The following is a 12,463-nucleotide window of genomic DNA, read 5'->3' as shown; positions in this document are numbered from 1 at the left end:
CAAAGGAGTTGTGAATGACCGATACTGTGCCCGGAACCACCACAAGCCACCCCGAACGACGCTACGACCTGGATTGGCTAAGAGTGCTGGCGTTCGGACTCTTGATGCTATACCACCTGGGGATGTTATATGTTGCTTCCTGGGACTACCACTATAAGAGTCAGTACTTATCGTCATCGCTGGAGTATCTGATGCTGCTGTCCTCGCCGTGGCGGATGCTGCTAATTTGGTTAATTGCCGGCTTTGCCCTTGGTACTGCGCTAAAGCGTTTACCGGGGCTGCGGGCTTACCTGCAATTTGCCGGCAAGCGAACCGTGTTGCTGCTGTTGCCGCTAATGGTAGGGCTCTGGATTATAGTACCACCACAGCTCTATGCCGAAATGGTACAAAAAGACGGCCTCTCGCTGAGCTACTGGCAGTTTTATCTGGCGTTTTTTGAGCTGGATCATCCGCTATTTGCTAATTATCAACGGGGCGTTTGGCCACATGTTGATGTCAATCATCTGTGGTTTTTACGCTCCCTGTGGCGCTTTACCTTACTGGCCATGCTACTTGCGCCTTTATTGTATTTGCCTGGGCTAAATCGGCTACTGACGCGGTTATTTACGATGCCTATCGGTTGGTTTTTAGTGTGGGTGGGTGCCCTGTTGTTACTCTGTCGTTATCAATTCAGCGGTGACAGTATCCGGGATCTGCAGGGCTTGCTGTTTTTCCTGCTCGGCATGGCACTGGTTTCAGTACCCGGATTTTGGCAGCAACTTAACGCCTGCCGCCGTCCGTTAGGGTGGTTCTGTTTGCTGAATTATCTGCTGCTCTGTCTGTTATATTTCCAGTTGCAGCAACCGGCGCAGTGGCCAGATTATCAGCAGCCAATGCGTTTTGCTCTCAGACTAAGCTTTTCGCTGCAAGGTGTAGCAGTGGTAGCCTGGTTACTGGCACTGGCGCAGCACTATCTGAACCGGCCACACCGTTATCTGAATATAGCCAACCGCGCGGTGTTTCCCTGTTATTTAGTGCATCAGACGTTATTAATCGTAGCGGCACTATGGCTGACGCCCCATGCCGTGGGCGCACTGGCCGAAGCGAGTCTGATCTTAGTGTTCACGGCAGCAGCCTGTGCTTTATTGGTCTGGCTGGGGTGGCGCTTACCCTGGTGTTCGGCACTGATCGGGCTTAACACCGGTTATCCGTTTAGTCAGCGCCAACGCTTTTGCGGCTATCTGCTTGGCGCCTTGCTGGTAAGCCCGCTGGCGCTGCGGTTGTTGGCAAGCGCGATATAGCGCTACGGTAAGGCAACTTAGCAAAAGCAGGGGCTGTAGCATCAAAGCCGCCAGAGAGGTGCGGCTAGGATGCTACAACTGCACCGGATTGCCTATTAACGCAAGCGCCACTCCTCCCGGGCAGCATAGAGCACCGGTACCATAAAGACGCTAAGTAGCACAAACAGCATGCCGCCAAGCGTCGGTATCGCCATCGGGATCATCAGATCAGCACCGCGACCAGTGGAGCTGAGTACCGGTAATAGCGCCAGTATCGTGGTGGCCGAGGTCATTAAACAGGGGCGAATGCGTTTTAACGCCGCCTGCATCACCAGTTCCCGCACCTCGCTGCGACTTGCCGGTTTCAATGTCGCAAACTGCTGCTTCAGATAGGTTGCCATCACTACGCCATCATCCACGGCAATACCAAACAGCGCGAGGAAGCCTACCCAGACGGCAATACTCAGGTGGTAGCTCTGTAACTGGAACAGCTGGCGCATATTGATCTCAAACCAGTCGATGTTTAAAAACCAGGGCTGCGCGAAAAGATCCAGTGCAATAAAGCCACCAGCCCAAGCCACCGCTATACTGCTAAAGATCATCAGCGCAGTCGTCACCTGCTGAAACTGCAAATACAGCAACATAAAAATCAGTACCAGCGACAGCGGGATCACCCACTGCAAAGTGTTACTGGCACGTTGCTGATGCTCAAAACTGCCGGCAAAACTATAACTGGCGCCGGCTGGTAGTTGCCAGTCACCCGAGGCAATGGCCTGTTGTAAATAGCCGGCAACCGCATCGACGACGTCAACCTCAGCCCAACCGCTTAAGCCACCAAAGGTCACATAGGCGGTTAAAAAGGTGTTTTCGGCGCGGATCATCTGAGGCCCGCGCTGATAACGAATTTCCGCTAGCTGTGTCAGCGGTACCGGATAGCCCGCTGGGGTATCAATCAGGATTTCAGAGAGTTGCTCCAGACTATCACGGCGCTCACGCATATACCGCACCGTGATACCATAGCGCTCGCGCCCCTCCACAGTGCGCCCCGCCTCCATTCCGCCTACTGCAGCGGCGAGATTTTGCTGCACCTGCTGCATACTCAAACCATAACGGGCAATGGCAGCCCTATCCGGGACTACCTCCAGATAGGGCTGGCCAACCACCCGCTCAGCACTGACCGAAGCAGACTGTACCCCGGGCGCCTGGCGTAGCAGTTGCTCCAGCTCTACCGCTAAGCCATCCAAGGTCTCAAGATCCGGCGCTGAGAGTTTCACCCCCATGGCCGCGCGCATGCCGGTTTGCAACATCAGTAAGCGGGTTTCTATCGGTTGTAACTTCGGCGCCGAGGTCACACCTGGTACCTGCGCTGCACGAACGATTTCCTGCCAGATATCGTCGGGCGATTGAATATGCTCGCGCCATTGCCGGTATGGCCGGCCCTTTGCATCTTCAATCAACTCGCCATTCGTATCGCGGATAAAGTCACCACTCTGGCTATCGACTTTAAAGTAACGCCGACGGCCGCGTTCGTCAGTTTTAAATTCGCTGTGATATTGGATCAGGGTTTCAATCATGCCAAGTGGCGCCGGATCCAAAGCCGTTTCTGCCCGGCCAATTTTACCCACAACTGAGCGTACTTCTGGGATCGCCGCAATGGCGGCGTCCTGTTGTTGCAAAATCGCCAGCGCTTCGCCAATAGAGGCATGCGGCATTAAGCTCGGCATCAGCAAAAAGGCGCCTTCATCCAGTGCCGGCATAAACTCCCGCCCCAATCCAGGATAACGGTGGGTTAAATGCACCCAGCTCTCGCTATGCCTGATATGGTTAGCATCACCGCCCAGCCCGGCATACAGTGCCGGTACCCATCCCAGCGTCTGCTGTGCCCCCAGCCACACCGTCGTACCGTAGCCGATAATTAGCAACGGTAAACACAAAAACAGCACTTTAACGCGTAAAAATAGCGCGAGCAGGAAGGGGTAACTCCATAAAAACAGCAGAAAGCCGCCCAGCACCAATAGCAACAGCAAGCTAACAAAACTCCAGTTGGCAAACTGGCCGGCCATAGGCCCAAGCGGCAACCAAACCTGGCTTAGAATACTGACCGCCGCCACTAACACTGCCAGGATGAGTAATTTGTGGCCAAGCGACCACAGCCAGGGCGTCCTTAGCTGTGCCAGACGCTGGCGCAATCTAAGTATGCGCTGCGCTAAGACTGGTTGCTGGTGTTGTAAATGGGACCAAAGCCGATGTCTCAAGTGGGAATGAGCAAGCAGCACCAGTCCATAGAACAGGGTCGCCCAGCCAAGCAAGCTGTAACCTGACCAGACAAAGATGATAATAAGCGCCAGCAATAACCACCAACGCCGGCTACTCAATAACCAGCGCTGCCAGTGGCTGCTTAATTCGCTGCGGCGCCATTTAAATAATAAACACAGAATGACTGGCAATACGGTTAACGCCAGCAACGCAGCAGCAAGCAAGACGAAGGTTTTAGTATAAGCCAGCGGACCAAACAACTTTCCTTCGGCACCGGTCATGGTAAACACCGGTAAAAAGCTAATGACGGTGGTACTGATAGCGGTAAGAATAGCCGGCCCCACTTCGGCACCTGCTTTTTTAACCAATGCGATACTGCTAAGGTCTGGCTCCTGTTGACGTTGGCGTAACAGGTTCTCACTGACGATAATTCCCATATCGACGATGGTCCCTATCGCAATGGCGATCCCGGCCAGAGCCACGATATTGGCATCTACTGCCAGCCACTTCATCGTAATAAAACTCAGCAGTACCGCCAACGGCAGCATCAGACTGACGGCAAGCGCAGCGCGAAAATGTAACAGTAATGCCAGTACCACTACTATGGTCACCAGCAGTTGCTGGGTTAATGCATCCTGCAAGGTGCCGAGGGTTTCATCAATCAGTTCGCTGCGATCGTAAAATGGTACAACCGTCAGCTGACTTAGGGTTAACCAAGCAGGCCAAGCATCGCCAGGAGTGGTTCTAAGGTAATTGAGCCAGGCTTGCTGGCTGGCGCTATCCCGTCCTTGCCAGGCGGGTAGTTGTTGCAAAGCAGCAAAGGACGCCACTTCAGATGCATTCACCTGCTGCCAATCGATCACCGCTTTCGCTGGCAAACCACGGCTAACTTCGTCTAAACGACGCTTGACATTCTCAATGGCCCGGCGCGGGTTATAGCCCTCGCGTACCGTTACCACCCCACCCACAGCTTCGGCACCGTTCACATCTAATGCGCCGCGCCGCGCTGCCGGACCAAGCTGAACTCTGGCCACATCACTGACCCGGATCGGCGTGTTGTCCGCTGCCAGTCTTACCACCGCCTGCTCGATATCGGCCAGGCTTTTAATATAACCTACGCCGCGGATCAGATACTCGGCGCCGTTAATTTCGCGACTGCCGGCACTGACATCCAGATTTGACGCCATCACAGCATCACTCACATCCGCCAAACTGACCTGAAAAATACGTAACAGGTCCGGGTTTACTTCCACCTGATATTCACGGACATAACCACCGATAGAGGCAACCTCACTGATCCCCTCAGCCGCCAGTAAGCCGGTACTCAGATACCAATCCTGCACCGTGCGCAGCTCATCGAGATCCCAGCCACCGGTCGTTCTACCGGTAGGATCACGGCCCTCAAGAGTATATAAATACACCTGCCCCAGCGCCGTGGCATCAGGTCCGAGCGTCGGCTGCACCCCATCCGGCAGGGTACCCGGAGCCAAGCTGGCCAGTTTTTCGAGTAAACGGGTACGGGACCAGTAAAACTCGGTATTATCGTCAAAGATCACCGCAATGCTGGAAAAACCAAACATTGACACCGAGCGCACATCTTTAACTCCCGGCACCCCCATTAGAGCGACGCTAAGCGGATAGGTAAGTTGATCCTGCACGTCCTGCGGTGAACGGCCTGGCCAGTCAGTAAAAACAATTTGCTGGTTTTCACCCAAATTTGGAATAGCATCCACCGCTACTGGCTCAAGCGGCATACCGGTTTTCCAACCGAAGGGGGCATAGGCAACACCTGCCAGTAACAGCAATGCTGCCAACAACATCACCAAGAGTTTTTGCGCTAAACAGGTGGCTAATAATCGCTCAAACCAAGGACGCACCGGCAATTCAGTGTTCATGCGTCTCTCCTGATGCGAATTGTTGCTCAACCTCGCCACATCGCAGCATCATGGCACCAAAATAGGGATTCAGAATATTTTGCTGTGGCTGTAACCAGGCTGCACCGTCGCCATTGCGCGCCATTGGGCAAAACGCCCGATACCAACCCGGTGCAATCACACCCAATTCAGCCAGACGCAACAAACCTAAGTTATGCTGGTAAAACTGTGCTCTGGCGTCAGCTAAGCTGGTCACATCGTCGATCTCATCGCGGCCATGCTGCAGTGCAACGACAATCCGTGGAAAATTCGCCGGCCAGTTGATTTGCGCAACTAGCTGTTGAAAACGAGCGGTTCCAGCTTGCCACTCACTGAGGTTATCTTCGGTTAATGCCAGATAGAGTTGCTGATAGGCCGCCAGTAAGCTTTGGTGTTCGGTGTCGGTTAGACGAAAATCGACTTGTGGCGCCTTGTCAGTGACTGGCTTTATCACCGAAGTTTGATCCTTCTTGTCCGAGGCCACGGCATGCCGGTGTCCGGCGTGCGGATCTGCACCGCCACCAGGCGACATCATGCTGGGCAAGCCACGGATCTGTAGCTCACTATCCAACCTGAACGCACCTTTGCTAACCACCAACTCATGTTCGTTTAAGCCAGCCAATAGTTCGTAATGGTCACCCAAACGTCGTCCCAAAGTCACTTCACGCCCGGCATAGGTAGGTCTTTCGTCGTCTAATTTCACATATACCAGCGCCCGCTCACCGGTTACTAGCACCGCCGAAACCGGAATTAACAATGCCTCAGTCTGTTCAGTGCTGAGGGTGGCGTTGGCCAGCATACCAGGCTTTAACCTGCCATCCCGATTGGGCAGTACCGCCCGCAGCCGGGCCGTACGCCGGTAGCTGTCGACCTCCGGCTCTATCAGCTGCACTTTGGCTTCCAGCGTTTCACCGGGCAACGCCAGCAGCGTAACCTGCAGTGTCTGTCCCGGCCGGATATCGCCTAACTGATGTTCGAACACCTCAAGCTCCAGCCACAGCGTCTCAAGTCCCAGCACCGTAAATAATGGCTGACCGGTGCTAACATAGGCCCCACTATTAACCATGCGCTCCATCACTCGACCAGAAACGGGTGCAGAAATGGTCACCGTATCCTGCAGGGTTTCTCGTTGCAGGATCTGCTCAATCTGAGCCGCCGGCACCCCGAGCAAACGCAAGCGGCGGCGGGCAGCATCCAATGTACTGGCGGCAGGTAAACCTGCGCCACGGCCAGCAGACAACTGCTTGGCTTGCAGTAACTCCTGCTGGATCACGATAAGCTCAGGATTAAAAATTTCGACCATAGGGTCACCTTCGCGAACATCCACTGCCGTGGTAGCCAGATAAAGCTGCTCAATACGCCCGGAAGTCCAGGCACTGATGGTTTTAAGTCGACTCTGATCAGCCGCCAAACGCCCCACCAGTGACAGGCTAGCCGAGGCTTTCTGTCTCAGAACCGGTGTTAACTCCGGTTGCAATAACGCATTGGCCCGAGGGCTTAACCGGATCACAGCATCATCTCCTTCTGGCAAGGGATCATCATCCTGCTCAACCGGAATTAAACTCATACCACAGATGGGGCAGCGATCGTTTGGATTTTCAGAACGAAAATGCGGATGCATCGAGCAAGTATAAAGTGTGGTTGCTTGTGGGCTGAGCGCGGCAAGTGCACCTTGCTGTGCCACTGCCGACGCCTGCGGCTTAGCATGTTGATGCTGCTCAGAAGCATGTTGATGTGGCATAGCCATCAGGTTGTAACTAATTAGCACACACCAGCCAAACAGCATCTTGCTATAAGATTGAGAACGAAACATAAAATTATCCTGCCGGGTAAATACAAATAACACTACACGCCAATGCATGCAGCCCAATCTGAATCACTGCAGGTGTTAAATTAATAAGGCAGATTTTTGAATGTAAAGCGGGGTCGTTCGGGGATAAGGCGGACTGACTACCTGAGATAAAATCTGCTGCCCGGCAACAAGGCCAGGCTGCACTAACTCAATGATGGCATAGGGCCACAGCAATGCTGCCGGCAACTCAGGCGTTACCGTTTGTACCGCCTCTAACGCACAGCCACTGCATAAATCATGCAGTAGCTGTGGTTCTTGCGTTAACTGCCCGGTTACGACACCATGGCAAGGTGGCTCGTGCTGCAGCTCTGCACTATGATTTGCTGCAAATAGCTGACCACAGAACAGCAAACACCAGGACAAGGCAAGGCTAACCATCATCGGGATGACCCAGATTTTTTGCCGTTGTACAAAAGTGCTGAGCATCTGCAGTTACCAGAGTTGAGATGCGCTTAATTTACACTTTCGTCTTGTAATTGTCAAAATTATTAAGGCAAGTAGATCAAAACACAGGCCAGATTAAGTGGCAGAATGCAGCCGATACCACAGGGCAGAATATTTGCCTGCAGAGGAAAAGTTCGCTAAAGTTTACGCAGAATTGAATGCTTAGGTGCCCTAATGCGCTGTACCGCTCTGCTGATGATTGCTGCCTTGCTGCTGAAAAGTGTGACTGGTTTTGCTATGGCTGGTTGTCATCTCGGGCACCAGCCTGCAGAGTCAGCCAGCAAGCAGGTTGATAGCCATGCCCAGGCCAGTGATAACAGCTCAGCTCAGTTAGCCAGTGCAGAACCTTTAAACAGCACAGTGGAATTACCTCGTCAAGCCGATGTATCTCAGCCTGAGGCCGCCGCCAAAGCGACGACTCCCGTCTGTAGTCTGTGCGCAAGTTGCTGTGTCACCGCTACGCTGACTTTCGAGCAGAGTTCGCCTCAAGCTACCCAGGTAACGGATCCCATCCCTAGCCTGGATTTTATTGATTTAAGCGTTTTGTTAAACCGCGCCACCCAACCTCCCTAAACCTGCTGATAGATTTGGTTTTAAACCCAGTTTAGCAAGGCTGTCTTGGTCCAAACCAGGGCATGCTGTTGTACCCCATACAAAACCAATTAAATTTTTGAAGGAAATGATGATGAAAACTTTAGCTAGCCTGATGGCAGCCCTGATCTTCTTTGCCCTGCAATGCACTGCAGCTTTAGCTCATACCCCACTAATGTTCTCTATTCCGGCAAAGGACGCCGTGCTCACAACATCCCCTAAAGTGGTGATGCTACACTTTGGTGATCCGGTGCGGATGTTATCGCTGGAGCTTACCTTGGATGAAGAGGCCATTGAATTTGGCTTTCGCCGCAATACCGAAGCCACCGATCATATTGAGTTCACACTGCCGGCACTGAAGGCTGGCAGCTACCAGTTTGCCTGGGCTGCCATAGGCGCTGACGGCCACAGGGTCAGCGGTGTCATTGACTTTAGTATTGATCCAAACGCAACAGAATCCTCCCCTGGCAAGCAACCTGAAGCGGATGAGCACCAGCACCATCACGCGAGACTGCTGACATTGCAGTCACAGGGCATTTAATCATGTACTGGGAGCAAGGGGCTGCCGCAAGCCGGATCTTACTTTATCTGTGCACGGCCATCACACTGGGGCTGGTGCTCTGCAACTGGCTGGCACAGCGGCACCGGCTTAGCGCACCGCTAAGCCGGCCTGGTCAGGCGCTGGTGTTTGGCCTGGGTGCTTTTAGCGTGCTAAGCAGCTTTCTGCTGCAGGTAGGAACTATGGCCATGGCGGGCATGGGAGGCATGTTTGATTGGGAACTGATGCAATTTCTGTGGCCGGACGCCGCAGGAAAAACGCTGTGTCTTCAATTGCCGGCCTTTGGCTTGCTGTTGCTTAGCCTGTTGCTTCTAAAGGTTAAATACCTGCCAATTCTGCTGCAAAGTCTGGCATTGCTATTACTGATGTTCGGTTTCTTGCAAGGCGGACACCTGCTGCGCTTTGGCCTGCCAGGGCAGTTGCTGCTGCTAACTCATCTGTTGGCTGTTGGCTTTTGGGTAGGCTCCCTGCCACTGCTGTGGCGGCTTTGCCGCCATAGTCCAACCGCAAGGCTGCACGCGTTACTGCACCAGTTTGGTCAGATCATGATCGGGGTTTTGCTGCTAATACTGCTGAGCGGCGTCAGCATGCTGTGGCTGCTGTTATCCGCGCCAGAGCAACTTTGGAGCACCAGCTATGGCCAACTGTTGCTTGCTAAAATACTGCTGGTTATTGGCTTGCTGAGTTTAGGAGCCTTGAATAAACTCAGGCTGGTACCCGCACTGCAACAACATTCAGATCCAAGGCGGTTGCAAATGGCTATCGTCGCAGAAATGCTGCTCGCCACGGCTATTTTTGTCATCACCGCAGTGGTGACAGTGATCGTGGGCTGGTCCGGTTAGGAGGCTAAGATGAGTATTGAAATGCTGCTGACACATCTGGTGCTGGGCCTTTATAGCCTGGCACTGACCGCGGGGATCTATGTCCACCATCAGTTAAAAACTCAGGGCCATGCTATGCAGCATCTGGCCCTGGTGTTGCTATTGCTGATTGAGGCGGCAGGTTTAGTCTGTATCTTTTACCACCTGTTAAAACCGCTGTTGCGATAACGCTGGAAAAGGCGTTTAGCTACCGAAAGCGCTGCAGCCGCAAAGCATTACTCAGTACAAAGATACTGCTTAATGCCATAGCGCCTGCCGCCAGTCCCGGTGCCAGCAAGGTGCCGGTGAACGGGTACAGCACACCGGCTGCCACTGGGATCAGCAGCACATTGTAGGCAAAGGCCCAAAACAGGTTTTGCCGGATATTGCGCATCACAGCGGCACTTAACTGCAGTGCCTGCGATACGCTTCCTACATCACTGCGCTGCAACACCACGTCGGCCGCTTCTATCGCCACATCGGTGCCGGTACCAATAGCAATGCCGACATCGGCGGCGGCCAGCGCCGGCGCGTCGTTAATGCCATCACCAACAAAGGCCACCTTGCCATACTGCTGCTTTAGCTGCTCTACTAGTTGCTGCTTACCCTCGGGTAATACCCCCGCCCGCACTTCGCTAATCCCTAACTGTTTTGCTACTGCCTTTGCCGTTGGCAGCTGATCACCGGTCACCATCACCACCGTTAAGCCGGCTTGCTGCAAGGCTTGCACCGCAGCCTGACTTTCCGGTCGCAGTTGATCGGCCAGCGCTATCATCGCCAGCAACCGCTCAGTATCCGCTAAGAAAATTACCGTTTTGCCAGCTGCCGTTAACTGTTGTAGCTGCTGTTGCTGGCTGGCATTCGGCAGTTCCGCTGCCGGGAACTGTGCCGGCAGCTGCTCAGCCAGCAGCCGCAGATTCCCCAGATAATAACGTTTACCGTCAACCAAAGCTGTAACGCCCTGACCATTAATGGCCTGAAACTCCGTCGTTGCCGCAAAGGGCAACTGCTGCGCCTGAGCGGCAGCGACCAGCGCCTGCGCCAGCGGATGCTCGGCAAACTGCTCTAAGGCGGCCACGATAGCTAACACCTGCTGTGCGGTTAAATCGGCCGTCGCAACGATATCAGTCAGCGCCAGCTTACCCTGGGTCAGGGTACCGGTTTTATCAAAGGCCACCAGCCTGACTTGCTGCAATTGCTGCAAGGCCGCGCCCTGGCGAAACAGTACCCCCAACTCAGCCGCGCGGCCGGTACCGACCATAATCGACACCGGTGTGGCTAACCCCATGGCACAGGGGCAGGCAATAATCAGCACCGCCACCGCATTCACCAGGGCCTGCGTTAAGGCCTGCTCACCGCCCAGCCACAACCAGAGCAGCGCCGTTAGCAGCGCGATCCCCAGTACCACCGGCACAAATACCGCGGTAACCTTATCGACCAGCGCCTGAATGGGCAGCCGGCTACTCTGTGCCTGCTGCACCAGGCGGACAATTTGTGCCAGCACCGTCTGCTCGCCAACGGCCTGAGCTTCACAGAGCAGCGCACCAGCAGTACCATTAAGCGTACCGCCGGTGACCACAGTGCCCGCCTGCTTTGCCACCGGCTGCGGCTCGCCGGTGAGCATCGACTCATCGACCCAGGATTCACCGCTGATCACCCGTGCATCAGCAGCAATCCGCTCACCCGGACGCACTAAAAACTGCATGCCGACCTTGAGGTCCGCCAGCGGCAGATCCTGATAGTTATCATTCACCCGCACTCTGACCTGACTGACTTTTAAGCCCAGTAACTTGCGAATAGCGGCACCGGTGCGGCCCCGGGCCCGCCCTTCCAGATAACGCCCAAGCAGGATCAGGGTAATAATCACCGCTGCCGATTCAAAATACAGATGGCGACTCACCTGGGGGATCAGCTCGGGGGCAAAAGTCACCAGCGTCGAAAAACTCCAGGCCGCAAAGGTACCCAATGCCACTAAAGAATTCATATCCGGACTTCGGCGCCACAAGTTTGGCAAACCAATGCGGAAAAAATCCCGCCCCGGCCAGGCCAGCAGCAAAGTGGTCAGCGTAAATTGCAATAAGGCGGAGTGCTCCGGCAGTAATACCCGCTGTAACAGCGCGGCAAAAGCCGGTAGCAGATGCCCGCCCATCTCCAGCACAAACACCGGCAGTGTTAAGGCCAGCGCCAGCCAAAACTGACGCTTTAAGCGACGTTGAGCCGCCTGTTGCTCCTGCTCGGGATCGGCGTGCTGCTCATCCACGACCTTAGCCTGATAGCCCAGACGTTGCACCGTTGCCAGTAACTCGCTGGTCTGTGCCAACCCACTGATGCGGCTAAGCTGTAGCTGACTATTGACCAGTTGCACCTGCGCCGATAATACGCCGGGGATCTGCCGTAAGGCCTGCTCAATTTTGCTGACACAGGACGCGCAATGCATACCGCTGATACTAAACAGTAAAGCTTCGGTGCGGGTCGGATAACCAGCCTGTTCCAGCGCACTCACAACCTGGGGCAGTACTGTCGCGGCCTCCAGGCTTAACTCGGCGTTGCCACTGGCCAGATTAACATTGGCTTGCTGCACGCCCGGTACAGCACTAAGTGCTGTTGTCGCGCGGCGCACACAACCGGCACAGGTCAATTTGGTAACAGGTATCAGCACCTTCAGGTTCGCTGCAGACATGGCAAGTACTCCATCAGATAGTTCAGTCAGCGCATTGTGCAATCTGGAG

At 54.4% G+C, this 12,463-nt stretch carries 9 protein-coding genes; 5 read left to right on the top strand and 4 right to left on the bottom strand.

Annotated elements, in window-relative coordinates; genetic code table 11:
* Nucleotides 1-14: 14 nt before the first annotated feature.
* A complete protein-coding gene (locus AJE_RS12080; RefSeq protein WP_083835112.1) occupies nucleotides 15-1,280 on the top strand; it encodes an acyltransferase family protein in 1,266 nt (421 codons plus the stop codon).
* Between the two features lie 95 nt (nucleotides 1,281-1,375).
* On the opposite strand, the gene AJE_RS18795 is transcribed toward AJE_RS12080, so the two are convergent.
* The 3 genes from AJE_RS18795 to AJE_RS12065 all read right to left on the bottom strand — a co-directional run bounded on the left by AJE_RS18795 (nucleotide 1,376) and on the right by AJE_RS12065 (nucleotide 7,706).
* Nucleotides 1,376-5,410 (bottom strand): efflux RND transporter permease subunit, encoded by a 4,035-nt coding sequence (locus AJE_RS18795; protein WP_008951092.1) that lies wholly within the window; start codon nucleotides 5,408-5,410, stop codon nucleotides 1,376-1,378.
* Nucleotides 5,400-7,241 (bottom strand): efflux RND transporter periplasmic adaptor subunit, encoded by a 1,842-nt coding sequence (locus AJE_RS12070; protein WP_138984234.1) that lies wholly within the window; start codon nucleotides 7,239-7,241, stop codon nucleotides 5,400-5,402. The genes AJE_RS18795 and AJE_RS12070 overlap by 11 nt, the downstream gene beginning before the upstream one ends.
* Before the next feature lie 75 nt (nucleotides 7,242-7,316).
* Nucleotides 7,317-7,706, bottom strand: a complete 390-nt coding sequence (locus AJE_RS12065) for a hypothetical protein (RefSeq protein WP_008951090.1) — start codon at nucleotides 7,704-7,706, stop codon at nucleotides 7,317-7,319.
* Between the two features lie 192 nt (nucleotides 7,707-7,898).
* Here AJE_RS12065 and AJE_RS12060 point away from each other — a divergent pair, with 192 nt between their 5' ends.
* The 4 genes from AJE_RS12060 to AJE_RS12045 all read left to right on the top strand — a co-directional run bounded on the left by AJE_RS12060 (nucleotide 7,899) and on the right by AJE_RS12045 (nucleotide 9,923).
* A complete protein-coding gene (locus tag AJE_RS12060; RefSeq protein WP_008951089.1) occupies nucleotides 7,899-8,297 on the top strand; it encodes a hypothetical protein in 399 nt (132 codons plus the stop codon).
* Nucleotides 8,298-8,409: 112 nt separating this feature from the next.
* The gene (locus AJE_RS12055) at nucleotides 8,410-8,856 is read left to right on the top strand and encodes a copper resistance CopC family protein (RefSeq protein WP_008951088.1); all 447 of its coding nucleotides are present in this window, start codon (nucleotides 8,410-8,412) and stop codon (nucleotides 8,854-8,856) included.
* A 2-nt stretch (nucleotides 8,857-8,858) separates the two neighbouring features.
* Nucleotides 8,859-9,716 carry a copper resistance D family protein gene (locus tag AJE_RS12050; RefSeq protein ID WP_008951087.1) on the top strand — a complete coding sequence of 286 codons (858 nt, stop codon included), beginning with the start codon at nucleotides 8,859-8,861 and terminating at the stop codon, nucleotides 9,714-9,716.
* 9 nt (nucleotides 9,717-9,725) lie between these two features.
* Nucleotides 9,726-9,923, top strand: a complete 198-nt coding sequence (locus AJE_RS12045; RefSeq protein WP_008951086.1) for a hypothetical protein — start codon at nucleotides 9,726-9,728, stop codon at nucleotides 9,921-9,923.
* Nucleotides 9,924-9,942: 19 nt separating this feature from the next.
* On the opposite strand, the gene AJE_RS12040 is transcribed toward AJE_RS12045, so the two are convergent.
* Nucleotides 9,943-12,414 (bottom strand): heavy metal translocating P-type ATPase, encoded by a 2,472-nt coding sequence (locus AJE_RS12040; protein ID WP_008951085.1) that lies wholly within the window; start codon nucleotides 12,412-12,414, stop codon nucleotides 9,943-9,945.
* Nucleotides 12,415-12,463 lie beyond the last annotated feature (49 nt).

This window comes from Alishewanella jeotgali KCTC 22429 (assembly GCF_000245735.1).
Taxonomy (GTDB): Bacteria; Pseudomonadota; Gammaproteobacteria; order Enterobacterales; family Alteromonadaceae; genus Alishewanella; species Alishewanella jeotgali.
This window is presented reverse-complemented; position numbering and strand designations above follow the sequence as displayed.